This is a genomic window from Nonomuraea sp. CA-143628, assembly GCF_050942315.1.
Lineage (GTDB): Bacteria > Actinomycetota > Actinomycetes > Streptosporangiales > Streptosporangiaceae > Nonomuraea.
In genome coordinates this window covers 5,918,496-5,943,317 of record NZ_CP192072.1, presented here as the reverse complement: position 1 = coordinate 5,943,317, position 24,822 = coordinate 5,918,496, and the positions used below count along the sequence as shown (strand labels likewise).

General features: G+C 69.8%; 22 protein-coding genes. 7 read left to right on the top strand and 15 right to left on the bottom strand.

The genetic code is table 11. The annotated features are described in order from the left end of the window. Positions 1–72 precede the first annotated feature (72 nt). Genes ACQP2T_RS27145 through ACQP2T_RS27125 form a run of 5 tightly spaced genes read right to left on the bottom strand, consistent with a single transcriptional unit; the run spans position 73 to position 7,767 of the window. Entirely contained in the window at positions 73–1,071 is a 999-nt protein-coding gene (locus tag ACQP2T_RS27145) for a hypothetical protein (RefSeq protein WP_433518861.1), read from the bottom strand. Positions 1,072–1,073: 2 nt separating this feature from the next. Continuing rightward, positions 1,074–4,757 carry a WD40 repeat domain-containing serine/threonine protein kinase gene (locus ACQP2T_RS27140; protein WP_433518860.1) on the bottom strand — a complete coding sequence of 1,228 codons (3,684 nt, stop codon included), beginning with the start codon at positions 4,755–4,757 and terminating at the stop codon, positions 1,074–1,076. A gap of 60 nt (positions 4,758–4,817) precedes the next feature. Continuing rightward, positions 4,818–5,528, bottom strand: a complete 711-nt coding sequence (locus ACQP2T_RS27135) for a DNA-binding response regulator (RefSeq protein WP_433518859.1) — start codon at positions 5,526–5,528, stop codon at positions 4,818–4,820. Next, positions 5,498–6,616: a hypothetical protein gene (locus ACQP2T_RS27130; RefSeq protein ID WP_433518858.1), complete on the bottom strand. Its 1,119-nt coding sequence runs from the start codon at positions 6,614–6,616 to the stop codon at positions 5,498–5,500. The genes ACQP2T_RS27135 and ACQP2T_RS27130 overlap by 31 nt, the downstream gene beginning before the upstream one ends. After that, positions 6,613–7,767 (bottom strand): sensor histidine kinase, encoded by a 1,155-nt coding sequence (locus tag ACQP2T_RS27125; RefSeq protein WP_433518857.1) that lies wholly within the window; start codon positions 7,765–7,767, stop codon positions 6,613–6,615. The genes ACQP2T_RS27130 and ACQP2T_RS27125 overlap by 4 nt, the downstream gene beginning before the upstream one ends. 282 nt (positions 7,768–8,049) lie before the next feature. Between ACQP2T_RS27125 and ACQP2T_RS27120 the strand changes: the two genes are divergently transcribed. Further along, positions 8,050–8,892, top strand: coding sequence for a SpoIIE family protein phosphatase (locus ACQP2T_RS27120; protein WP_433518856.1), 843 nt, complete (start codon positions 8,050–8,052; stop codon positions 8,890–8,892). A 117-nt stretch (positions 8,893–9,009) separates the two neighbouring features. Then, positions 9,010–10,020, top strand: coding sequence for an ADP-ribosylglycohydrolase family protein (locus tag ACQP2T_RS27115; protein WP_433518855.1), 1,011 nt, complete (start codon positions 9,010–9,012; stop codon positions 10,018–10,020). Between the two features lie 5 nt (positions 10,021–10,025). Here the strand turns inward: ACQP2T_RS27115 and ACQP2T_RS27110 are convergent, their stop codons facing one another. After that, on the bottom strand, positions 10,026–10,292 hold the full coding sequence (locus tag ACQP2T_RS27110; RefSeq protein ID WP_433518854.1) for a hypothetical protein: 267 nt from the start codon (positions 10,290–10,292) through the stop codon (positions 10,026–10,028). A gap of 510 nt (positions 10,293–10,802) precedes the next feature. On the opposite strand from ACQP2T_RS27110, the gene ACQP2T_RS27105 reads away from it, so the two are divergent. The 5 genes from ACQP2T_RS27105 to lepB all read left to right on the top strand — a co-directional run bounded on the left by ACQP2T_RS27105 (position 10,803) and on the right by lepB (position 13,628). Beyond that, entirely contained in the window at positions 10,803–10,931 is a 129-nt protein-coding gene (locus tag ACQP2T_RS27105; protein ID WP_433518853.1) for a hypothetical protein, read from the top strand. A 448-nt stretch (positions 10,932–11,379) separates the two neighbouring features. After that, positions 11,380–11,850 carry a hypothetical protein gene (locus tag ACQP2T_RS27100; RefSeq protein WP_433518852.1) on the top strand — a complete coding sequence of 157 codons (471 nt, stop codon included), beginning with the start codon at positions 11,380–11,382 and terminating at the stop codon, positions 11,848–11,850. Between the two features lie 10 nt (positions 11,851–11,860). Continuing rightward, entirely contained in the window at positions 11,861–12,433 is a 573-nt protein-coding gene (locus tag ACQP2T_RS27095) for a hypothetical protein (RefSeq protein WP_433518851.1), read from the top strand. Beyond that, positions 12,430–12,969: a hypothetical protein gene (locus ACQP2T_RS27090; RefSeq protein ID WP_433518850.1), complete on the top strand. Its 540-nt coding sequence runs from the start codon at positions 12,430–12,432 to the stop codon at positions 12,967–12,969. The genes ACQP2T_RS27095 and ACQP2T_RS27090 overlap by 4 nt, the downstream gene beginning before the upstream one ends. Before the next feature lie 125 nt (positions 12,970–13,094). Beyond that, positions 13,095–13,628, top strand: coding sequence for a signal peptidase I (lepB, locus tag ACQP2T_RS27085; protein WP_433518849.1), 534 nt, complete (start codon positions 13,095–13,097; stop codon positions 13,626–13,628). A 52-nt stretch (positions 13,629–13,680) separates the two neighbouring features. On the opposite strand, the gene ACQP2T_RS27080 is transcribed toward lepB, so the two are convergent. The 9 genes from ACQP2T_RS27080 to ACQP2T_RS27040 all read right to left on the bottom strand — a co-directional run bounded on the left by ACQP2T_RS27080 (position 13,681) and on the right by ACQP2T_RS27040 (position 24,769). Further along, positions 13,681–15,798, bottom strand: a complete 2,118-nt coding sequence (locus tag ACQP2T_RS27080) for a hypothetical protein (protein ID WP_433518848.1) — start codon at positions 15,796–15,798, stop codon at positions 13,681–13,683. A gap of 158 nt (positions 15,799–15,956) precedes the next feature. After that, positions 15,957–18,227, bottom strand: a complete 2,271-nt coding sequence (locus ACQP2T_RS27075; RefSeq protein ID WP_433518847.1) for a hypothetical protein — start codon at positions 18,225–18,227, stop codon at positions 15,957–15,959. 591 nt (positions 18,228–18,818) lie between these two features. After that, positions 18,819–19,427 (bottom strand): hypothetical protein, encoded by a 609-nt coding sequence (locus ACQP2T_RS27070; RefSeq protein ID WP_433518846.1) that lies wholly within the window; start codon positions 19,425–19,427, stop codon positions 18,819–18,821. Between the two features lie 208 nt (positions 19,428–19,635). After that, positions 19,636–20,004 carry a hypothetical protein gene (locus ACQP2T_RS27065; RefSeq protein WP_433518845.1) on the bottom strand — a complete coding sequence of 123 codons (369 nt, stop codon included), beginning with the start codon at positions 20,002–20,004 and terminating at the stop codon, positions 19,636–19,638. A gap of 102 nt (positions 20,005–20,106) precedes the next feature. Then, positions 20,107–20,514 carry a hypothetical protein gene (locus ACQP2T_RS27060; protein WP_433518844.1) on the bottom strand — a complete coding sequence of 136 codons (408 nt, stop codon included), beginning with the start codon at positions 20,512–20,514 and terminating at the stop codon, positions 20,107–20,109. A 12-nt stretch (positions 20,515–20,526) separates the two neighbouring features. Further along, a complete protein-coding gene (locus ACQP2T_RS27055; protein WP_433518843.1) occupies positions 20,527–21,390 on the bottom strand; it encodes a hypothetical protein in 864 nt (287 codons plus the stop codon). Positions 21,391–21,474: 84 nt separating this feature from the next. Beyond that, on the bottom strand, positions 21,475–23,172 hold the full coding sequence (locus ACQP2T_RS27050; RefSeq protein WP_433518842.1) for a major capsid protein: 1,698 nt from the start codon (positions 23,170–23,172) through the stop codon (positions 21,475–21,477). 159 nt (positions 23,173–23,331) lie between these two features. Further along, positions 23,332–23,850 (bottom strand): peptidoglycan-binding domain-containing protein, encoded by a 519-nt coding sequence (locus tag ACQP2T_RS27045; RefSeq protein ID WP_433518841.1) that lies wholly within the window; start codon positions 23,848–23,850, stop codon positions 23,332–23,334. A 406-nt stretch (positions 23,851–24,256) separates the two neighbouring features. After that, complete coding sequence (locus ACQP2T_RS27040; RefSeq protein ID WP_433518840.1) at positions 24,257–24,769, bottom strand: hypothetical protein; 513 nt, start codon at positions 24,767–24,769, stop codon at positions 24,257–24,259. Positions 24,770–24,822: the final 53 nt, after the last annotated feature.

Here is a 24,822-nt window from a genome sequence, read left to right as displayed (position 1 = left end):
GCCGGTGCGGGTCCGGTGCGGCCGATGTGGCCGCACCGGACCGCCCCGGGTGGGTGTCAGTAAGCGAGGGGCTCAGTTGACGGTCACCCTGATCTCCGCGAACTCGTTCGCGGAACTGGAGATCTTCACCCCCCACGCACCGCTGCTCACCGCCTTGGCCTTGATCAGGTATCTGCCCTTGCCCTTGGTGACGCTCTTGCGGTTGGTGCCGGATCCCTTGAAGAACAGCTCGGCCGTCTCGTTGTTGAGCGTGCTCCAGGGGTCGTTGACGCTGTCACGCTTCTGCACCGTGCCGGTGTGCCGGACGGTGCTGTTCTTCGGGACCGACTGGCCGCTGACCGTGTGGGACACCTGGTAGAGGCCCTTCTTCTCCACCTCCGAGTGCTGCTGGGCGCTGCGCGAGCCGCGCAGTGCCTCGGCGTCGGCGTCGGCGAACAGACCCCTCCCCGTGCCGGGCGTCCCGGAGTCGGGCCTCCCAGAGCCGGGGAACTCCGCCCGCCAGAAGCCGGAGTTCTGGGCGATGACGACCGCGCTGAACTTCCCGTCCTCTCCCGTCTCCGTACGGGTGATCTCGGTCCACGCGAGCTCCTGGTCGGCGCGGAACTCCAGCAGGATCGGCCGGCCGCCGAGTCTCGCGTCGTCTGCTCGCAGGACCCCGGTGAAGGTCAGCTCGTCGCCCTCGGGCACCGGATCGGGCGCCAGGCGGAAGTCGTCGATCCGCGTCGCCACGCCCGCCTGGTCGTCGGTCGCCACCGTGAAGGTGTCCTCCACGGCGTCACCGCGCGCGCTGACCCGCGCCCGCCAGACCCCCACGGTCTTCACCACGGCCTCCGCCCGCCACAGATCGCCGAACTCGCCGCTCTCGACATGTTCGAACGCGAGCCGCTCCCGCTCCCCGCCGGGGCCGTACAGGAGACCGTCGAGGCGGCGTACGCCGGCGGTCGCGACCTCGACGACCAGCGGCGCTCCGGAGATCACCGGGGCCGGCGTGATGTCGATCGACTCGATGATCCCGTCGTCACGCAGCAGCTTCCACAGGATCGTCCGCGGGGTGGTCCTCAGGGTCGCCATGGTCAGCACACCTCTCTGAAGGGGATCTCGGGTATGAACCTGGCCCACTCGGCCGGGCTCAGGTCTGCGCCCGCGCGGGCGCAGATCCGGGTCACGGCCAGGGCGGGGTCGACGGGGATGTCGTGGATGGTGCCGTCCGCCGCGATGCTGCGCAGTCGCCGGCCGTCGGCGGAGAATCCCAGGGCCAGCACCCCGCCGGCGTGCGCCTTGAACGGATCGCCCAGAGAGGTACGGGCCGCCACGTCCCACAGCTGGACGCGGCCGCTGCTCCCGCCGGTGGCCAGGATGGCGCCGCCCGGCTGGAAGGCGATCGCCATGACCGTGTCGAACTCGCCGCGTCCCGGCGCCAGCCGCCCCAGCTGACGGCGGCCGAGCCCGTCCCACAGGTCGACGCCGAGCTGTCGGAAGCCGACCGCGATCGTCGCGCCGTCCGGGGCGTATGCCAGCGACCTCGCCCCGTCGACGCTGCCGCCGAACGGCCGGTCGCGCAGGACGTTCCCGGCGGTGAGGTCGATGAGGGCGGCGTCGCTGCCGCCGATCGCCAGGGTCTTGCCGTCGGGCCGGAAGGCCATCGCGTCGAACCCGGCCCTCGGCAGGTCCGCGAGCCGCCGGTGACTGCTGACGTCCCACAGCTCGGCCCGGCCCTCGGCGGGGGACACGGCCAGGGTTCGGCCGTCGGGGCTGAAGGCCAGGCCGTCGATGTACTGGCGGCCGCCCGCCGGCAGGCGCGCGATCTCGGTCCGGCTCGCCACGTCCCACAAGGTCACCGTGGTCGAACCGGCCGATCCGGCCGCCAGCGTCCGGCCGTCGGGACTGAACGCCAGGGCGTACGCGCCGTCGGCGTCGTCAGCGTCCTTGCCGTGGTCGGCGGCGGCGTCGGTGTTCTCGGCGTGCTCGGGGACGGCGTCGGTGTCCTCGGCGTGCTCGGGCGCTCCAGCGGTGTTCTCCGCGTGGTCGGGGACGGCGTCGGTGTTCTCGGCGTGCTCGGGCGCTCCGGCGATGTTCTCGGCGTGGTCGGCGGTGGGATGGGGATGGCCGAGCGTGCCCAGTGACCGGCCAGCGGTGACGTCCCACAGCACCAGGCCGCCGGGGGTCTGCAGCGCGGCGATCCGTCCGGCGGGGTCGAACGCCGCCGCGCCGGCCGCACGGGCCACATGGACGCCCGCCGTGAGGTCGAGCACCGCCACCGCGCCCCTGCCCAGCAGGTAGCTGAGCCGCGTGTGTCCGGCGTCGAGCCGGGCCGAGGGCATGCCAGAGGTGTCGGTCAGCGGGTAGTGCAGCGTCGGCTCGCCGGTCGCGACGTCCCAGACGGCGATCGCCGTGCGGTCGTACGAGATGAGCAGCCGCCCGTCCGCGCTGAAGGACAGCCACGCGGCCGTGATGCCGTCGACCAGCGAGTCCGGACGGAACCGTCTGGTGGCCAGGTCCCACAGCCGGATCTCACCGCCTGTGGCGATCGCGGCCGTGCCTGGCCCGAAGGCGACCGCGCCGCCCGTTCCCCCGATGCGGCGTCGCGAGCCCAGCTCCCACAGCTCGTAGCGGGAGTCGGTGAAGGTGGCGGCGGCGTAGCGGGCGTCGTCGGAGAGGGTGATCCGGTCGATCCGTTCGTCCCGGGTGCCCATGACCAGCTTGCCGGTGCGGGTGTCCCGGACCTCGCCCCTGCCCTCGGCCGTCGCCAGGCCCAGCAGCCGCCCGTCGCGGCTGAGCACCGCGCCGAGCGCGGTCCCGGCGATGCGCGGGCCCGCCCGGCCCGTCGCGACGTCCCAGACGCGGACGCCGTCGGGGCCGCACACCGCGACCTTCGTCCGGTCACCGCTCAGCGCGATCACGCGGACGCCCGTACCCACGCCGTCGACCGTGCGGATCGTCCGGCCGGCCTCGCGCAGGGTCACCCGGCCCGCGTCGGCGACCGCCAGCACACGGCCGTCGGTGCTGAGGTCGAACCGCGCGTCCGCCCCGGCGGCCGGGGGCGGCAGCACGGTCAGCTCGCGCTGCGCCAGCGCGCTGTACAGCACGGCCCGCGCCTCCTGGACCGGCGCGATCCGCCAGGCCGCCACGCTCAGCAGCATGGCCTTGACGGGGTCGGAGGTCTGGAGCGTCTCGGCGAGCATCGCGGTCTTGCGGGCCACCGCGATGTCCCTTTCGCGTACGGCCGCCGCCCGCTGCCCGGCGGCCACGCCCGTGGCGGCCAGCGCGACGACCAGCATGGCGGCCAGCGCCGCCATGACCTGCCGCCGGCGACGGGCCCGGACCCGGCTGTAGGCCAGGCCCGCCTCCAGGAAGGCGTTCTCGACGAGGTTCAGCGTCACGTGCTGACGGCCCGTCGCGGCCCAGCTCAGCGCGGCCTCCAGGGAGCCGCCCTGGTAGAGGTCGCCGGTACGGCGGCCGTGCGCGTCCCACCTCTGGGCGGCCTCGCCGAGCCTGCGGTGGACGCGCAGCCCCGCCCGGTCGGCGTCGATCCACCCGCGCATCCGCGGCCAGGCGCGCAGCAGGGCCGCGTTGGCCAGCGCCACCGTGTCACCGTCGCGTACCACCAGCTCGGCCCGGGTGAACCCGAGCAGCACCCGGTCCAGCATGGGCGGGTCGACGACCCCGTCGTCGAGCTCGCCGGCCGGCACCTTGCGCAGCATGTCCTCGGCGCCCTCGCCGGGGGTGACCAGACGCAGCATGATCTGCGGCACCACCGCCTGGTCGGTGCCGCGCAGCCGCCGGTAGATCTGCTCGGCCACCAGCTCCAAGGGCGGCTGCGCGAGCAGGGCGGGCGGCCGGATCACGTCGGCCGCCCGGCTGCCCTCGGCCAGCAGCGCCCGCGTCCCGCCGTCCTCATGCGGGACGACATCCCGGTCACCGTCACGCGGGACGACATCCGCGCCACCGGCGCGTGAGACGACGTCCCGGCCGCCGACCAGGGCCAGCAGCAGGCTCCGGGAGCTGGGGCGCTCGCCCGGGTCCTTGGCGAGGGCCGCCGTGACCAGGGCGCGCAGCGGCTCGGCCAGGCCGGACACGTCGGGGGCGGCGGCGAGGATCTGGTGCAGCAGCCCCGCCAGGTTCTCGCCGGTGAAGGGGTCCCGGCCGGTCGCCGCGTACAGGACGACGGCGCCCCACGCCCAGATGTCCACGGCCGGGCTCGCGCGCTGGCCGATGACGCTCTCCGGGGCCATGAACGCCGGCGTCCCGGCGACCTGGCCGGTCGGGGTGAGCGACATCTCCGACGTTCTGGCGATCCCGAAGTCGATCACTCGCGGGCCGTCGGGGCCGATCAGGACGTTGTCGGGTTTCAGGTCGCGGTGGATCACCCCGGCCTCGTGGATCGCGGTCAGCGCGGTGGCGATGCCGGTGGCCAGCCGATGCAGGTCGTCCGGCCGGTACGGCCCGGCGGTCGCGACCGCCCGGCGCAGGCTGGGGCCGCCGACGTACTCGCTGACGATGTACGGGCGGGGGTCGTCGAGCTCGACCGACAGCACCCGGGCCGTACAGAACGCCGACACCTGCCGGGTCGCCGCCGCCTCCTTGGCGAACCGGTCCCGCAACTCGGCCCCGGCACCCGGATGCAGCACCTTGATCGCCACCCGCTGCCCGGCGGGGTCGTACGCCTCATAGACCACACCCTGGCCGCCCTCCCCCAGCCGGCCCGCGAGCCAGTATTCACCGAGCTGGCGCGGGTCGCCGGGAACAAGGGCGGGCATGTTCTCGATGGTGCAACGGCATCACCCCGTCGAGAAGGGGTCCCGTACGGCTCTCCTAGGTCACCTCTCCTGGCCGCGCGGTTCCCCTCCAGACCGCGCGGCCAGGGAGGTGTAGACGGTCACCTCGTCAGGACGGACAAGACCGTCCTGGATGGCGCAGATGAGCAGCTTCTCCTTGGTGGGCGCGGGCCGCCCCGCCGCCGCGTACTTGACGCGGGCCCGGTCGATGTACTGGCGTACGGTCCGCTCCTTGATCCCCATCCGCGCGGCCACCGACGCCTTGGACATCGACTGGAACCAGAACAGCAGCGCGGCCCGCTCCTTGTCCGACAACTGCGGCCGGTGCGGGCCCTCGTCGGTCGCGATCGCCTGCGCCATCGGCGGCGTCATGCTCGGTTTGTCGGCGGCCACCTCCAGGATGGTCTCCAGGCACGACTCCCGCGTGGCCCGTCCCTTGCCGATGAACGCCGAGGCCCCGGCGTCCAGCACGGCGCGTACGATCTCCGGCTCCTCGTGCTCGGAGAAGACGATGACCCGCTGCCCGCCCCCGCATAACTCGGCGACCCGGTCGACGACCAGGGTGCCGTTGAGGTTGAGATCGAGCATCAGCACGTCGGCGGCCACGTCGCGGACGGACTCGATCGTGGATCCCTGGGCGACCAGGCACACCGGGCCCGGCGGGCTGAACCACGACCTGACGCCGTCCACCACGACCTGGTGATCCTCCACCAGGGCGACGGTCACGGGCCCTGCCAGATGCTGTTGACCCATAACTCCCCTCCCTGCCGCTGATAGGTGACGACGACGCCGCTCGGCTCGTGTACCGGGGTGGTGCTGATGGGCAGATCATCATTGTCGGCCACGACCGCCACACTCATCATGGTGGACATCGCGGACACGGTGACCCTGGCTCGCGACCTGGCGCCGTCCAGTGCCCGGATCGGCGCTCTGAGCAGGTCCTCGCGTACGCCCTCCGGCAGGTCGGGCAGGTTCTCGCCGAACGGCGGCGCCGTCACCAGGACCTGGCGCCGCTCGGCCGCGTCGATGCGCTCGCGCAGCGCCGACACCAGCGCGTCGGGCACGTCCTCCCGCTCGGTGATGAGGCGGCGCAGCCGCATGGCGCCGGCCGTACAGTCCGCGCGGACGCGGGGATCGCCGGGATCGGCGCCGTCGGCCAGCTGCTTCAGCAGCGACTCGGCCACGTCGCGGATGGCGTCGTACCTGCGCAGCCGGTCGGCGTGGATGCGCCGGGCGGAGACCCGCCAGGCGTCGTCGGCGGCGAGCCGGCGGGCCAGCAGCACCGCGTCCTCGGCACGCACGCGCAGCGTGTGACAGCCGGCCAGATACCCGAGCTGAAGGGTGATGCTGCCGACCTCGACCATCAGGTACTTGGCGATGGAGACACGGTCAAGTGTCCCGGTCGCGGCCATCGCCGCCAGCATGATGCCGGCGTTGGCGGCGAGGAAGACGAACAGCTCGCCCCGCCCGCGCGGCCGGTTCCACAGGAGCATGACGCCGAGCCAGCCCACCGAGCCCCAGCCCCAGTTGATGGGGCCGATCAGGTCCTTGGGGTAGCAGGCCACGATCACCGCGATGTCCAGGGCCAGCACGGGCACGGCGAGCTCGCGTCCCCGGGCCGGGCCGCTGGAGGTACGCAGCAGGGCCACCGCGGCCAGCACGGCGATCGCGGTGTAGAGGAGCCAGGCCGCCGCCGCGACCAGCGGGTAGCGGAAGTCGTACCAGCCGGTGATCGTGACCGTGAGGTCGTAGCCGGTGTGCCAGAGCAGGGCGATCATCACGGCACCGATCGCGGTGTAGCGGGCATAGCGCTGCGCGACCTGCTCGATCTCTTCGGTCACGGCCGCCACCACAGGCTCACCCTGGTGCCCTGGCCGCCGGAGGAGATCTCGGCGCCGCCGTTCGGCAGGGAGCGCATCGTGTCGAGGATCGAGCCGCGCACACCGAACCGGTCGGGCGGCAGCCGGTCCTGGTCGAACCCGTGGCCCTCGTCGGCGACCTCCACGCGGATCTCGCCGTCGCGCCTGCTGGAGAGCAGTTCAGCCTGGTGTACGCCGGAATGCCGGGCGACGTTCGCCAGGGCCTCGGTGACGGCGCGGGCGAAGCTCTCCGCGACCTCCCCCGGCACCGTCTCCGGCGTCAGGCTCCGATGGACCTCCAAGCCCGTCACCCGCTCGGCCACCTCGTCCAGCAGGGCGTCCAGGGCGATGGAACCGGCGGCGGCGCGCGGGGTGTCCCGCAGTTTCTCCAGCGCCGACAGGTCGCTCGCCGCCTGACCGCGCAGGGTGGACGAGGGCTCGTCATAGGTGCCCAGGCCGACCATGGTCAGCGTGTGCAGCGACGTCTCGTGGATGCTGCCGACCTGCCGCAGCTCGTCCTCGCGCCGCAGCCGCTCCACCATGAGCGTGATCTCCCTGCGCGCGCTCTCCCGCAGGAAGGCGTCCGCCGAGGCGGCCGAGCGGCGCAGCAGCAGCATCAGCACCACGATCGAGAGGATCTGTACGACGTGCGTCCCCAGCGTGATGCTCACGTCCTGGGGAGGGGAGGCGAGCCGGGCTCCGACCAGGTACGCCCCCGACACGGCCAGGCCGGTGGGAACGGCCACCTTGGGCGGCCAGGCGACCCCGGCGACGACGATGGTCATCGTGACCAGCCCCGCGATCCAGCTCGCTCCGTCCTCGAGCGCCTCCCTGGCCACGAGGTGGCGCTGCGAGAGGCACAACGTGATGGTGATGGCCACGTCACCGGCCGCCAGCCACTTGGGCAGCAGCTCCCCGCGCCACACCAGCCGGGCGAACAGCGCCGTCCACACGAGGTCCACCGCCAGCATCGGCACCAGCCACGCGACGGAGACCGGCGGCACCGCGCCGAGCGCCGCGGCGACGACCGCCACCAGGCCCACGGCGACACGGGCCGCCGCTCCTGTACGGGCGATGGCCTGCTCCAACTGCCTGGCCGCCGAGTCGTACCTCGTGGAACCGGGGAGAGCCATGCGCCGTCCGCTCGCGATGGGAGCACAAAACGGCTCTCACGATAACGCACCTGGAACGGCTTTCTCCGGTCGTGGCGGCGGATGGGGTCATGGGTCCGCATTGCTGTTTCCTCGGGCCGGCTCTACTACGGGATGCACCGCGTCCTACGCACCCTGAACCCGCGGCCACCGCGCCGCATGACGGCCGATCGGCCGTCAGTCGTATCACCGCGCGCGAGCGTGTACTGGGGCGCGTGTCGCGATGACCGCGGCTACGGGGGCACATGTCGCGGAGGGGACCTCATGACCTTCATCGTGATCGCGATCCTGATCACCTGCCTGACCGTGATGGCGATCCGTGGTCAGCGAGGGACCTGGCCGCCCGGGATGCCGGTGGCACGGCCGCGATTGTCGGCGGTCGGCGGTACGTACGAGGGCTCGCACGGCCGGCCGTCCGACGCGTACGTCATCCAGGAGCGGCTGATCGCGACGGCCAGCGGCGGGCAGCTCGGCGGCCACGATGGTGGGCAGGATGGCGGGCATCTCGGCGGACGGGGTGGCGGGCAGCTCGGCGACGTCTCCGCCGCCGCCGTGGCCCTGGGTGCCGTGGTCGCCGCCCGGCCCCGGTACGGCGGGGCGCGGAAGGTGGACATGAACGGCTGGGCCCAGGCGGTACACCACTCCGTGCGCACCGCCGCCCAGCTCGACCCCGCCACGTCCGGCCTGGTCAACACCCTGGATCTGATCATCCTCGACGCGGCGGACAGCCCGTGCCTGCGTTTCGCTCATGTCGGGAACGGCGCGATCTGGCACTGCCCGAAGAGCGCGCGGCCGCAGCGGCTCACCACGTCGCACTCCTTCGAGGACGGATCGCCGCGCTCCTTGGAAGACGGGTCGCCGCAGCGCGGGCTCGGCCTGGCGACCGGTCTGTCTCCGCAGGTCGGCACCGTGTCCCTCCGTCCTGGTGACCGCGTCGTCATCATCACGAACGGGGCGATCCGGGCGCTCGGCACCTCGCGGATGACGGAACTCTTCGCCGGCGGTCCGTCTCCTGCCGCCTGCCTGGACAGGGTGTTCGACGAGATGGCCGCCGTGGAGCCGAAGGACGACGCGACGGTGGTCATCGCGGACTTCGTCACCACCTGAGGGGTTTTGCGACGACCGTGGGTGACCTCACAGGTCTGCCGGTCTGCCGCTTCGCCGGTCCGCCGTCTGCCGGGAGGCCGGTCGGGAGGAAGCGGCAGGAAGTGGCAGGATCTTCCCATGGACTTCCGGGATCGAGTTCGAGGCTGCCTGCTCGGTGGGGCGATCGGTGACGCGCTGGGGGCGCCGATCGAGTTCCAGTCGCTCAGGGAGATCCGCAAGCATCACGGCAAAGACGGTATTTCCGGGCATGTCACCGATTGGCGCGGCAAAAGCGGACTGGTCACCGATGACACGCAGATGACGCTCTTCACCGTGGAGGGGCTCACCCGCGCCGAGTCCCCGGCCGACGCCGTGGAGTCGGTACGCCAGGCGTACCAGCGCTGGCTGGACACCCAGGACCATCACGCGCCTCCGCCGCCGGACGCTCCGCATCGTACGGGCCGGTTGCGCGAGGAGGGCTGGCTGTACTCCCGGCGGGCACCCGGCAACGCCTGCCTGTCGGGCCTGCACCGGCACTTCCCCGGGCCGGCGCCCCTCGGCGAGCCAGGCCCGGTGAACCCCGATTCCAAGGGGTGCGGAACGGTCATGCGCTCGGCCCCGTTCGGCCTGGCCGTCAGGGACCCTCGGGCCGCGTTCGAGCTGTCCGCCGCCTGCGCGCAGATCACCCACGGGCATCCGACCGGCTACCTGGCCGCCGGGGCATTCGCGGCGATCGTCGCGCTCCTGGCGGCGGGGCGACCGCTGGCGCACGCCGTACAGGATGCCCTGGATCTGACGTCAACTTACCCGCGGCACGAGGAGACGACAGGCGCGCTCCACGCCGCGGTCGAGCTGGCCCGCGGCGGCGAGCACACGCCTGAGGCGGTCGAGTCGCTCGGCGGGGCGTGGGTGGCCGAGGAGGCGCTGGCCATCGGGGTCTACTGCGCGCTGGTGGAGCCGTCGGTGGAACGGGCGATGCTGCTGTCGGTCAACCACTCGGGAGACAGCGACTCCACAGGCTCGGTCTGCGGCAACCTCCTGGGCGCCGTGCACGGGACCGCCGCGTTCCCGGCCGCGTGGTCACGACCGCTGGAGGGCCGGGAGACGATCGAGCGGCTCGCCGACGAACTGTCGACCACGTTCGGCTGATCCGCCTACGGTGCGGCAGCCCTCCTCCCAGACTCCGTCAGCAGTGCGGCGGCCCTCGTCCCAGACTCCGTCCACCGTGCGGCCCTCCCCCAGACTCCGTCCTCGGACACATACCTTTTGCACACGTGGGGGCCAGAGACAACCTGAGCCTCCACTAGCTTTTTCTGAGGCCTGTACGTCAGGCGTAGCCCGATCTGGGCATAGGGATCCGCCTTGTCCAACGGATCAGCCTCCTTGATGACCTTGACGAGGTCTCCGAGTGCGGTCATCACGGCGTGAATCTCCTCTCGGGTCATGCGGCGTCGGCCGCTGGACTGTCGTAGCTGTGCCTGAGCTGAAACCCGTTGTGCTGAGTTCGGTGGCGAACTCCGCCGCCGAGGCGATCGGGGTGAGAGAGCCCAGCGGCCGGGTCGACGTCTCGAACAGCCACTCGTCCTCCTGCAAGAAGGCCGGCAGGCGAGCGCGGTTGGCCCGGCGAGCAAGACCAGACGGGGCGAATGGTGCCCGCATAGTAGAACGCCGCGGCCAACTCGTGGAGAGTGCCGACCCCGCCACCTATCTCGACCACCAGATCCGCGTGGTCGAGATAGTGGTCGAGCCACGCGGTAGAGCCCTCTGTGGGCCAGCTGCTTATGGAAGGTCCACGACGGCCAGCGTCACCCATCTGCCTGGACCAGCGCCTGACCTGCGCCGGTCGTCGACTCCCTCGCGGACGTACTCCATCTCGGCACCCACAACCTGGCTTACCCCGCGGACGCGATCGCCGAGGCCTACCAGCGCGCGTGCATGGAACTGCGACCCTGACCGAGGTCAGCCTGTACGGCTACCACCAGGTGCCGCCCCCGCACCGGCTGTGGAGCTGGGCCAAAGACCTGGAACAAGCCCGCAGGGACCTGCTCCTCACTAGCTGACACGCCTCCATGCCGGGGGGCTGCGGCGCGAGCTGACCTGGGCGCTGCGCACCGGCTGCCGCACGATGCGCAAGGTTTGCCGCCTGGTCCAGCGGCGCCAGCCGCGCCGGTGCACGCGCGGGCGACAGCGCGCCTCTTCGCGGTCGGCATCGAGGCTCTGAGAGATGTATGGATCAAGTGACGTCCTCGCTGCCCAGGTGGGGCATGCTGGCGGCACATTGATCATGGGGCACGTCGGTGCGGCTCCTGTCTTCATCGTGGCCCGGTGCTCATCGTTCGGGCTGCGCTCAGGACGTCGGCTCGGCTCCTGGTCACCCATGGCATGGTCTCCGGAAGTCGGCAGCATCTGGCTGGGGGATAGCCGTTCTGGCATAAGCCGGGACAGTGCGAAACAGACCCTGGGACAGTCGTGGCATGAAGACCATGGACATGCCGGACGTCTGGGGGTGTGGAGTGGCTGCTGCGCGACGGGGTGTCGCAGTGGTGCTACGCGGCAGCACTGCGCCCCGTGCTGCGGCTGGCAACGCCCGGGGTGCTGTTGCTCCTGCCGACCGGCGTGGTCGCGTCCTTGGGCGTGATCCCGCTGGCCGGTGACGCGCTGGTGGTGGTCGATGGGCGGCCGAAGCTGGCTGGCGCCGCGTCTGTGCCGCTGGGGGTCTGGGGCGCCGCGGCGTTGGTGGCCTGGACTACCGGGCAAGTCGTCGTGTTCCCCGCGACGGTGGTCCTCGCCGCGTGGGGGCGACTGATGATCGCCTGGAGTGACGGCACGGGTGACCTTCATGAGGGCAATTGGCAGCTGATGCTCGCCGCGGTGCTTTGCCCCTGCCGATCCGCCCTTCCCCGGCCGCACCTGTCCCAACCCGTCGCGAGCGCCGCGCCGACTCCATCCCGGCCGCCCGCGAGTGGCGCGCCGAGCTGAGGCGGTCACCATGCGTCGTACAGGACCCGTGCTCACCGCCGTGCTGCTGCTCGTGGTGTCCGCCGCCTGCTCCTCCGCGCCGCCGTCGCCGCCGAGGGACACGCGGCCACTGGGCGCCATGACCGCGGAGCCGCTGGCCTGCGACGGCCTGATCTCCGCCCGAACCCTACGCATCGTCGTCGGCGCGCTCCCCATCCTGACGACCACCACTGGGCTGCCCGACAAGCACCTGCCCAAGGGCCGCCGCTACACCTCGTGCGCCGTCAAGGTGGCCGACGCACGCGAATGGGCGCTGTACGTCGGCCTGGCCGATCCGTTCCGTGGCACCCCCCGGGAACTGTCCGACACCATGGCCTTCGACAAGGGCCGTCCCCTGCCGGAAGAGCTGGGCCCCGGGTACAGCGCCACCGTGCCCGACGGAAAGGAACCGGCCTTCGCCTACGTGTACGGCTGGACTCCCGGCCACGAACGGCTCCTGTCGATCCGAATCGTCCTGGGGCCGGCACGCGACTCCGAGGCCGACGCCGTCGAGCTGTTCCGCTACCTCAAGCCGATCATGCTGACCCCGGAGAAGAGCAGATGACAGGGCCTGCCCGCGTGACGCTCGCCCTGCTGCTGGCGGCGTGCCTGGCCGTGCTGTCGTCCTCGTCCACTCCACGCCCACCCGAGCGCCCCGTCGAACCGCTGGACGTCCTCGGCGACGGGCCGAAGGTGTGCGACGTGATCTCGCGCCGGGCCGTCGAACGCGCCCTGGGCCTGCGGTTCTTCGTCGTCCGCAGAAGACCCTTCGACAACGACGGCGACGTGACGTTCGCCTGTGCCGTTCTCTCCCGGCCGGACAGCCACGTCGATCTGCGGATCGAGGCTCACGACCCGTCCGGGCTCACCCTGCGTCGCCTGCGGGACCTCCAGGCCTCGCAAGACCCCCTGCCGGAGGACGCTCTGCCGGGCTTCAGCGAGGAGACCGGAGCCTGGACGTGGACGCCGAACGGCGGCAGGCTTCTCACCGTTTACTTGCCAGACGGCGATCCGGCAAGGGACTCTGCGGCCGACGCGGCGGAGTTCGCCCGACAGCTCAAGCCTGTGCTCCTGCTGCGCTCACTGCGTGGCCGGCGATGACCAGTTCCGAGCCGGAATCGCTGCCGACGCCGGTCTACGCTATCACCACCGGCCAGATCCCTTCGGTGATGAGACCGTGATCCCTTTATGACGGAACCGATCACTCCCCCGTAAACAATGCCCTGGTGATCTGTCGACGCCTGACCGTCGTGTCCCTGCTCCTGTTCCTGATGCCGACTGCTGGTTGCGGGCCCGTCGACAAGCCCCTCGGCAGACTTACCCTCACCTTGTCGAGCGAGTCCATGGAGCCGACCATCAAGAAAGGTGCACGTGTGTCGGCGCGGCGGACCGATGGCGACTACGTCCCACGCCGCGGCGACATCGTTGTCTATCGCGCGCCTGATGACTGGTCCCAACTCACTCCGGGTAACACCTATATCTCGCGGGCTATCGGCGTGCCGGGAGACAGGGTGGCGTGCTGCGACGATCCGAAGGCACGGCTCCAGGTGAACGGCGCGCCGCTGGACGAGCCGTTCGTGACGCGCGGTCCGGCCTCGGACCTGTGGTTCGATGTCAAGGTGCCGCAGGACCGCATCTGGATCATGAGCGACAACCGGCGTGTTTCTCTCGATTCCCGGTACCAGAGGGACAAGGCCGGCGGCGGCACCATCGGGCGCAAGGACGTCATCGCCGTGGTGGAGGATTGGAAGCAGCCATAGGCTCCACCAGGCTCGCTCTCAAACTCAGTCGTCGAATCCACAGAGGAGCGATTCAGTTGGCGATGGGGCTCAGCGGGGTAGTGAGCATCACGGCCCATTCACCGCCGAACAACGAGCCGCCGTCGTCGATCCAGGCGATCGTCGGTTTTCCTTGACCGTTCATGGTCATGGCCAGGCCGTCGCCAGCGCCCCGCATCCTGGCCACCGCAGTGCTCACGCAGCGACGTTCGGTGCAGGTAGCGATCATGAGCCGGGTCCCGTCCTGGCTCTGATACGCGAGCAGCGGCCGCCCAACCCGGTCCAGGACCAGCGCCGGGGTGGCGCGGTTCGGACCTCCAGCGGCCAGCGTGATCACGTCCGCCTGGGCGCAGTCGGACGTGCGGCAGTCGAGAAGCTTGGTCGCGCGGTCGCTCATGTCGCGATAGGCAATCACGGGCCGGCCGTCCGTTCGTACCGCCAGGGCCAGGCCGGTCTCCCGGCCTATCCGATCGTTGACGCTCGTCGGGTAGGGAGGGATGGGCCTGGTCACGTGTGGCTGCAGGCAGGCAGTGTCTGCGCAGGAGATGACGTGGATCTGACCGCTGGTGGTGTCGAACCGGGCGGCGACGGGACGGTCGCCGGGCGCCATCGCGACGGCCAGATTATGCACATCGGGCAGGTACGCGCTTGCGTCCAGGCGCGCGACCTGTCTCGGCTCCGGGCGCGAGCAGCCCATGTCCGCGCAGGAGATGATGGAGACGATGTCCTTGGTCGGACTGGTGTCACCCTTCACCCGCTCCTTGTCGGCGAAGGCGACGACCAGGCCGCCGCCCTGCCGCACGGCCAGCGCCACCCCGGTGTACTCCGCCGGATAGTTCGCCCTCGCGATGTTCCAGTTGCCGGGGGCTGGTACGCACTTGTCCGCTTCACACGTCAGTAGTCTGAGTGCCTGATGCGACCAGGTGGTCAGCAGGAGCCGCCCGTCGGGCAGGCGTACGCTGACCGCGCCGGGAGCCCCGTCCGTGTTGGCGCCAAGCGGCTCCGCCCACGTGAAAGTCGGCGTCCGGCAGGAGGCGTCGGCACAGGCCAGCAGGCTGGCATAGTCCTCGAAGCCGTCGATGACCATGATCAGGCCCGTGCTGCGGCCAGGGTGCACATCCCGCAGGTCGAAGGGGCGCAACTCAGGCTCATTGTCGGAGCGGCCGGAGCGGTCCGCCGGCCGCCACGACTTGGTGATGTTGGTCTCGGCGATCTCCAGCCAGCCGAACGGATTGACCAGCACGACTCCACTGAACAGCAGCCCAGGCAGCAACGCTGCCAGCAGGAGACTATGCCTGGCCGGGCGCGACGGCGGGCCATTGGGCAGACCGTGGGCCAGGTCCGAGTCGTTCATCTCGGTGCGCCAAGCCATGCAGTGGAGGAACTGGCGCGCGACCACGGCTGCCTGGAAAGGCGTGATGGCCAATGCCAGCACGGTTCCGGCCAGGCCCCATCCGAGGGTCGCGAACGGGCCGGGGAGCAGGCGCAGCCCTGACTCGAGAGCCCACGTCGCGGCGCCGGGCACGAGGAAGACCCCAAAGGCCATCGTCAACGCGGTCGGCAAGAAACTCAGCTTGGTCAAGCGGTAGGCCCGGCGGATCGAGCCCAGCCCCGAGCAGCCGTGCAGCAGGATGCCGGGCACGGCCAGCAGGCCCGGCATCGCCGCGTACGCAGCCACCACCAACACCACTGTGGCCAGCCACTGCTGATCAGTCGCCATCAGCACGCCAACCCCCACGGCCCCGGTCGCTCCGAACGCCAGCACAGCTATCAGGAGCAGGACGAGCAGGGACGGCAACCGTCGTACCGTCACTCGCAGCGCCTCAACGGGCGACACGTGCCGGTCGACCAGGTGTCCCGTGGCGATGATCACTGTCGCGGGGAACACCACGATCTCCCCGGCGAGAGCAACCACCGCCAGCAGGACCGTCCAGATCAGCAGCGGGGCATCGGACGTCCCGATCAGCTGGAACCGCTGGTTGACTAGCGCCGCCGAGTCGCCGGCCGCCACTGTTAGGGCCAGCAGAGACAGTGCGGCGAGCGGCACGTGCACCAGCACACCGGGCAACGCGAGCCGCACCAGATGCCGCCCGGCATCCAGATAGCCCCGGAACGGCACACCGTCCTTGCGCAATCGTTCAACGTGCTCCATCGAGATCACCTACGGCAGTGAGATCACGGGTGAAACGGTGACATGGCGTTTGGACGGTTCGCTTCCAACCCGCCGTAAATGGTCTGGCCCGGCATCAGCTGAGGAATCGCCATCGCCGTGCTCACTCAACGGGGCTGACGGGTGTCGGCTGTCGCGGGTCAGGGCAGATTGAGCGGCGTGGTCACGACCAGGTCCCAGTCGTTCCAGACGTCCATCCAGGCGATCACCGGCCGACCGTGGCCGTCCAGCGCCATAGCCAGGCCGTCACCACCGCCGCGCCGGATCGTCGTGACCGGAGTACGCATGCAGCGTGTTCCCGTGCAGGCGGCGATGACGATCCGTTCGCGGTCGAGATCCTGATAGGCCACCAGCGCCCGCCCGTCCCGGTCCAGCACCATTGCCGACGCCGTGTTGTGACCGTGACCGGGTTCGGACAGCGTGGCCGTGTCGGCCCGTGTGCACTCGCGGGTGTGACAGTCCAGCAGCTTGATCGCGCCGTCGCTCACGTCCCGGTAAGCGATCAGCGGCAGGCCGTCAGCCCGGACCACCATGGCGGTGTCGTATCGGTGGGCGCGGCCGGAGTAATCTCGCGAAACTTCCCGGACGGGCTGTCCTACGCGTGCCTGGGCGCAGGCGGGATCGTCGCAGGAGATCACGAAGATCGAGCCGGTGTCGCGGTCGAAGCGCAGCATAACGGGACGGTCGTCGGGACCCACACCCGCCACCAGGCCGGCCCTGTCGAACATGTATCGGTCGGCGGGAAACTTGGCGAGCTCCTTGGTGCGTGGACGGGTGCAGGCCGGATCATCGCAGGTGGTGAGCGAAAGCCCCTCCTCGTCGACGTCACGCTTACTCCGGGGGAGCCTGTGGAGCTGGGCGACCAGCAGACCGCCGCCGGGCCGTGCCGCCAGGGCGACCGTCCTGTGCTGGAGGGACGACGTCACCTCCGTGATCGGCTTGCCGCCCGGTGCCGGTACGCAGGCCGTCGCGTCGCAGATCAGCAGCCCGAGCCGGGCGCGCCATTTCTCGTCGTCCTGTACCAGCCCGTCGTCGTCCACGCCCTCCTCCGCCCACGTCGACACGACGAGACGGCCATCCGCCAACCGGGCACTGGCCGCTGTGTACCCGCCAACGACGCCGACCGGCTCGACCCAGGTGAACCGGGTTTGAGTGCAGGTGCTGTCCATGCAGGTCAGCAGCTTCGCCTCGGCGGAGCCGTCCATGAGCATGACCATGCGCCCGCCCTGCCCCGCATGCAGTGCTTGCAGATCCCACTTGTCAAGCTCCGGCTTCGAGCGCACATCCTCAGGCACCTCGGAGTTCGGGTCGCGTGGCCAGTTCTCCGTGACGGCCGTCTCGGAGACTTCCAGCCACCCGAACGGGTTGATCAGCACCGCAGCGCCGTACAGCAGGCCGGGCAGGAGCAGCGCCGCAAGCACCGGCATCCGACTGGCCGGGCGCGGGCTCGCCGGCAGACCGTCGACGATCTTCTCGAACTCGGTGATCGTCCCCTTGATGCCCAGGCGGTGCAGGAACAGGCGGGCGATCACGGCTGCCTGGAATGGCACGGTGACCAGCGCCAGCAGGTAACCGGCCACGACCGGCACGATGGGCAGCCCAGACACTGCCCAGTTCACCGCCTTCGCGGCCAGCGCGGGTAAGAGCACGACGCCGAAGGCCAGCGTGAGTGGTGTCACCCAGGAGGCGCCGGCCGTCAGTCGGTAGGCGCGAGCGAGCGCGCCCCTCGCGGACCGGCCCTCCAGGACCATGGGCGCCACGGCCAGCAGGCACGGCATCGCGGACAGGGCCAGGACCGCCATTACGGCGTAAGCCGTGACCTGCGCCCCGGTCCACGCAAGAATGCCGAGCCCGGCCGCCAGAGCCGCCGTCAGCGCCACCACGCCGACCAGGACGAGTACTGCCGTCGCGGGCCAGCGCCGAGCCGCGGCCCGCATCGCGTCGGAGGTCGAGACGTCCTTGCCGACCAGTCGCCCGGTGGCGAGCATCACCGTCGCGGGCAGCGCCACCGCCTGTCCGGCCACCAAGACGACCAGCACCGCCGCCGACCACACCAGCAAGGACGTATCAGGCGCGCCGATCAGCTCGAAGTCGCCGTTGACCACCGCCGCCGACCCGTCCGCGAGGAAAATCAGCGCCGACGCCGCGAACAGGCCGATCGGCAGGAATACCGCCACGGCAGGCACTGCGAGCCGGATCAGGTACCGCACCGCAGTGACATAGGCCAGCCAGACCACGCCGCCCCGCCGTACCTCGTCCCTGGCATGCGTGCGGCGATCATCCGCAACGCCGCCCTCGGGGCTCTCACCTGAAGATCCAGGGCTTACGAGCAGGATCAGCGTCTGCACCCAGAGCCAGGCCCGCGCTAGCCTGGCTCGCCGCTTGGCGAACAGTTGATCAGGCCCGGACATGGCGGCCTCCAGCAAGACGGGGGTGGCCGTGAGCCTAGATTCCGCGCAGTCCGTGAAGGATGCCGAAGACCCCTTCGGCATCAGATCGAACCCGCCGCTGGCCGCGTTCCGTACTCCAACCTCGCAAGGCGCGCTTTCGGCATCGTGTCGGGCTTGATCCCGGGACATACTCGGGTGCTTGCTTGCAGCACCGAGTTCTTTAGCAAGGACGGCCAGGCGTACAAGAGTGCCGATGTGGAGGATCGGCCACCTGATCGATGTCCGGCAGGCGGGGTACGCCCGAGGCGAAGCCGCCCGGTGGGAGCTGGGTTTTTGCTGGGCACTCACAGCAGAAGTCGGCCGGCGGGGGGCCGACCGCGAGGCAGCAGTGACAGGGCGAACCGCCTGTGCTGCCCTCGAGAGCCGAGCAGAAGCAGGCGAGCAGCGCGTTCGCGAGCCCGAGCGCCATCTTGTCTAGGTTCACGGCCATGTCTGCACCCGCGGTGGCCGGCGGTCCGGTGAGTAGACGCGAGCGCCCTGTCGCAGCCCGTTCGGGTTCACGGCCGAGAGCCACGCGTCGACCTCGTACATGATCGCGGGCGACCTGCCGCTCTACGCCGCCAGGGCGACGCAGCCACACACGGGCGCCGGCGGGGCGACCGTCGTCGCGTGCAGGTCGAGATGGTCGTTCGGGCCGATGGGCGTGAGCAGCGGCCCGGGCGTGGCCGGGACCGCGGTCGGGTCGACGTCGTACGGGCCGACGTCCCAGCCCCCGCCGAGCTTGGTCCGTGCGGTCAGTTCAAAACTGGCGGCGTCGTTGTCGAGTGTGAAGCCCGTCAAAACCGCGTTGGTGACCCAAGGCGCGAGGAAGTAGCCGTACAGTCGCGCGGTCTCCGAACAGTCCTGACCGGAGATGTCCGACCACACCTCGAGGGCGAACCCGCCGTTACACAGCACGCTCTTGCTGATGCGGTTACCGACGGCCTTGCCGGTATGGTCGAGAACCGTCTGATTGCCAGTCATGAGGGAGAACGCGTCAGGGTCGACGTTGCAGAAGGTCGCCGTGAGGTTGATCCACTTGATCTCGTCGCACGCCTTGTCGCTGACGCACAGCGCACCATTGGCCTTGACGACCTCGATCTCCGTGCCCTCCTTGAGCTCGCTCGCGTAGGCGATCGACACGAACCCGTCGCTCGTGACGGTCGAGCAGGCTCCGATCACGGGAACACCGCACGAGTCGAGCCGCGTCAGGCGAAGGACTTTTCCGTAGATGCTTGACCAACAAGTTGCAGGCACCGGGCCGCCCGTTCTGTGAAAAGTGGCGCCCGGCCCATAGCTCAGCGGCGATCAGATGATGCCAGCGTAACCGCCGGACGCCGCGGCACCGGGGAACGGGGTGTCGCGGCGCACAGGGGGAGTCGTACGTACGTTACGTCTCCACGCGGGGTCCTCGAGAGACCACGGCCGCGGCCTGGAGTCCGGGAGCCCAGCGGGCGAGTAGATCCATGAGGTCGATCACCGACTCGACGTAGAGCTCATCTGGGTAGCTCGACTCCTGGCCGTCGATCGAGATGTAGAACGTCGGCGTGGCATAGATCCGCTTGTAGATCGTGAACGCAATGGGATCGACGAGACCGAGCTCGGTATCGCCGATCCTTGTCCAGACGTCGAAGCCCAGCGCCCTCAGACCTTCGTCGGAGTCTCCATTGGCGGCCTCGCAGGCCTTTGTCATCTCGGCATGGGCTTCGGCGGCGTCCAGCCATTCGCCGTTTTTGAACAGCATTGGTTTGTAGTCCATCGATCACGCTCCGTACGTTGGTGTGGCGCAATACCAACACAAGATCACGAAGCGGCGCGGCCGATTCTCGTAGCTGGATGAACCCGCAATACCCGCGGTCCACTACTTCCGTCGGCCGCGGGCCGGCCGCGTTGCCCCCAACGCATCCGCATCGCCGACGACCCGTTCGTCGACCGGCTGCTCAATGTGGAGGGCCTCGCCTCCGGGGCTCTCAACGTCCGAGCCCGGAGCATCCTCGGGGCCGCCCGAGGGCGCCACAGCGTCGGCGTCCGGGTCGACCTCCTCGGCGAACAACAGGTCGGCGTCCTCGGCCACCCACCGCGGCACTCGGAACCCGTGGCTCGTGGTGAGCACAACATACGGGTCAACGACCGCAGCGGCGAGCAGCCTGCGGGCGACGTCGGCGCGCTCGGTTACGTCGACGAGCAGGGTCACCCACTCGTTGCGCCGGTCGACCTCGGTCTCATCGGTGGCGATCTCGGCGGGCGGCGTGTCGGTCTCAGACATCATGATCCTTTCAGGTCAGGCAGGCTCAGGTAGGTCGAGGTCGGCGAGCACCGCGGCGTGTACGCAGTCCCAGCCGACGACGTACTCACGCTCGGCGATCATGAGCACTTCGTTCGTGGCGCGGTTGAACCCGGCCACGACCGCGTTCGGGATGATCAGCACGGGCCCGCTGCGGATGAACACCGCGCCCGTGACGTACAGCCACGCCGTACCGGCCGGCGCCGGCGAGCCGTCGGGGCCTGTGTTCGGCGAGCCCGAGTAGAAGGCGATCGCGTTGTCGAGCAGCGTGCGAATCGTCGCCCCCGCCCACGCGGCGAGCTGCGCGTGCGCGATATGCGCGCCAGCAAGACGGGGCGCGTGGATCACGCCCCGGCCCCCGTAGTTCGCGCCGAGGTACGCCTCGAGCGCAGCGATCGCGGCCAGCAGCGAGAGCGCGTCGGCCGCGGTCGGCACGGGCACCGCGTTGAGCACGACGGCCGCCGGATCGGCGAGGTGAGGGTCGACCGTCTGCGTGCCAGCCTCGCCGGTCCACACGACGCGCTCCACGAGCCGCTGTTCGCCGAGCTTGAGCTGAGTCTCGGCGCGGTCGCGGATCTCGGCCTCATCCGGCCGACCCGGGAGCCGGCACAGATAGCCGTCGTGCACGCTGAACGAATCGGCCTCGGCCAGCGGCACGCCGTCGCGGATGCTCTTTTCCTGCTCAGAGTCGTCGCACTGGTCGCCGTAGGCGTCGCCGGCGTCGCATGCGTACGGCTCCCAGCGCACGCCGCATCGCCAGTGCGCCCCCTCGGGGGCGGGTCGCTGAGCGACGCTGAACAGCCCATACTCGGCCGGCTCGACGGTCGGCGCGTCCACGATGGGCTTTGGGCACATGGGCATGATGCGGCCCCTCTCTGAGAACGGGTGCCCCGTTCCCTGCCGTGTAGTGGACGACAGGGAACGGGGCCCCGGGTCTGGGCAGGGTCAGATCGACGGGCACGTGACGGCGATCTGCTCGGCTGAGGCGCCGTTGGCACAGATCGGAATCGTGACGACACGCGAGTCGTAGCAGCGCTGCATCATCGCGAGGCCTTCCTCGCTAAACATCGCGTTGTATCTGTTGAGGCGGATGTTCGTCGAGTCATAGAGCGTATTGAGCGACAGAATGTCCTGGGTCGCGCGCACCCGGACGCCGGCGGCGTAGATCAGGACCTTGACCGAGGCCGGCCACACGGTCGGCGCGGTCGGAGCTCCGATCGTCGCCGCACCGTCAACGAAACGATCTTGCCAGTTGTACACCCACTGCGGAGCGAACCCTCTGAGTGTCAACCACTGGTTGATCTCAGCGTTGCTGACGTCGAGCGCGTTGTCGTAGCCGTTGCGCTTGGCCAGGTCTGAGCGCAGCACGCCGAGCAGCCAGTACGGCGCGATCAGTTCGAGCGTCGCGTCGGGGTCGAGCCTTTGGCCGTATCGGTAGTCCCACGCCTGCAACTCGAGCGAGCCGAGCAGGTCGACCGCGGCCGAGAACGGGGCTGCCGGCAGCGCGACCGCCGTCGAGCCGGCCACCATGCGAGCGATCGTCGAGGCGGCGTACCTGTGAGCGTGAGCCGTCAACGCCCCGCGGATAAACCTCGCGATCATCTCGGGATAGGCCCTGTTGGTGAGGATGCCCGCAGACAGACAGAACCCAATGGCGTCGAGGCGGACCTCGTTGAACGAGGCACACGGGATCTCGAAACACGGCTTCTGCGTCGCCGCCTCGGCCTGAGCCTCGGTCTGTATGAAGTTGCCCGTGTGGTTGTAGATCGTCCGGAAGTCCGGGCCGCGGGTCCACTGGAAGCCCCCGCGGGTCGCGACGATCTCGGGTACGGAGATCAGGCCGGCCGTGGTCTCGGGCTCGCACAGGTCATAGAGGATCTCGGACGGTGCGCACCAGCCACCCGCGGCCGTGAGAGAGCCGCCCTTGAGCTTGCTCTGATCAACGGCGGTCTTGAGGGCCTCCTCGATCTGCTCCTCTCCTCCGCTCGCGAGTACGCCCTCCTCGAAGTCCTTACGGATCACGGCGAGCTGGCCAGACGCGCGGCCGTCGGCGCCCGGGGTCGGGTAGCTCGCGAACGTCGCGATCGCGGCCTCGGCGATGTGCGTCACGTCGCGATACCGCGCGCCGGCACCGATGCCCGGCACGTTCGCCGCGGCGATCAGCGCCGGGCCGCCCGCCTTGTCCTTCGGGCCGCCGGCGGGCTTGCGCGACCGCGCGGCGATCGCCGACAGGTCGACCGGCGGTCGGCGCCGTCCGCCCGACGCTGCGATCGGCTCGAGCGTCGGCTCGTCGACCGGTGCGTCGGTCGGCGCGTGGTCGTCGACGGGCGCCGGTTCGTCGTCGGCGGGCTCGTCGGCCGGTGCCGGCGGGGTGATGCGTGCGGCGATCGCGTCGACGGCCGCCGCCTGGTCGCGGCGAGCGCCCTCGCTGCGCAGCGCCTCGACGCCCTCGGCGAGCTGCTCGAGCGCGGCGACGTCCTCGCCTGATAGGCCCTCGCCCTGACGTGCGCGGATCTCCTGGAACATCTCGAGAGCCGCGGTCTCAAGGGCGCCGAGGTCGAGGTCGTCGCGGGCGAGCAGGGCGGCGAGCTTGTCGGCGTCGCCGAGAGCCTTCAAAAGATCTTGGAGTGTGACCGGATCCACCGTCGGGCCTCCGCGCGGGTACGTGTGGCGCCCGGCCCATAGCTCAAACGGCGATCTGTAGGTCAGGGTACGGCAACGCCCCCGCCTCAACGTGCGAGGTCGGGGGCGTGTGGTGTGGCGACCGTGGCGAGCAGCGGCCGGAGTGGTTCACCGTCGGCTCTAGTCCGCCAGAATGTCACATGCGATCCCGGTCGCCATGGACCAGGGGCTCCGGAATTTGTCCGAAACTACGGCGCAGAACACTGACTTCGCGATCTTTCCCTTGTCGCCCAACCCCAACCCCGGTATTGCCTGCCCGTAGTCGCAACCGGCTTTGATCCCGGGACCGCATGGAGCGTGCCGGCCGTGGCTAGTTGCACGGTCGTACCAGTTGCGCAATGCCTCGCGTGTGACTTCCGCGACGTGCCCGTCGTGGGCTATGTTGCGGAACTTATAACCGGTCTGTTTGCGCTGGAAAGTCATAACCGCCTGGCGCAGCTCCTCATCATAGACGCCGCTTATGCGAATCTTGCTCCCTGTTGCCCAGTTCATCCATGTTTGAAGGCTTACGATGCAGGTTCCGACGGTTCCTAGATACATCGTCCCGCATTCACTCATGTCCAGAGTGATGGTGTAAGTGGCTTTTGCAGTGATGTGAGGAACATCGTCCGCACTAGCGGCCGTCGGCACTGCGATCACTGCGGCGAGACTCAGTGCGACCCCTAACGCGACGCCTTTTACCCGATTCACAGCACCCCCTGGGAAGATCGATCGCTCTTTACTCTCCAGTAAAACACAAGGGTGCAGTCTGTACAAATAACAACTCTCAGACAAGGAGAGCCGAACCTAACCTTATGTGAAAGTCAGGAATTTATTAGGCTGCTGCAATTGGCGAATCAGTAATTAAAATTGGATCGGTCCAAGAAATATGGATGACCAAAATGGTTGAATGATCATTGCTGTGGCATGGGGTCTGCGCCCTGAAGGTGGATCGACGACGCCCCTCCGCATCCGCACGCTGCAAAAGAGGCGTCGTCGATTGGTTCGCTCTACAGCACGTCGACCATGATCACGAAGTGGTTGAGCACGTCGTTCAGGACATTGATCATGTCGGTTCCTCCCTTCCCTTCTCGCTGTTCCGCGGTACCAGTACGGTTCGCCGCGAAGCTTCGTAGGCCGAGCGGGGCCCGGAGACCGCGCCGCTCGGGGAGACGGACACGCGGGGGGGCCAGTGCCAAGTTCCGCCGGTGAGGTCCTCGTCGTGCCGTACGGCCTTGTGCGGGTGGATCCCGCCGTCCGAGGTGAACACGGTCAGCGAGACCGTGTCGCCGTCGACGATGCCGGTCACTTGGGCGGGCGAGTCCTTGGGTGGGAACTCGCCGCCCGGGGTGCCGTGGTGGCGGTACAGGACCATCCGGCATGTGCTGATCGGCTGATCGGTGGTCAAGGTGTCCCCCGTTTCGTATTCGGTGGTGAGCTGCTCGACGAGGTCGGCGAGCAGGTCGCGCAGCGCGCCGGCGATGTGCGCCGACGCGGTGCGGTCGTCGAGTGTGGCCGCGATGTTGATCTCGAGGTCGCCGGCGGCGAGCTCGTACTCGCGGCCGTTGAGCTCGGCCACGAGCTGTACGGGCGCTGAACACGGCGGCCCACCCCTCGACCTGCCCGGGCCCG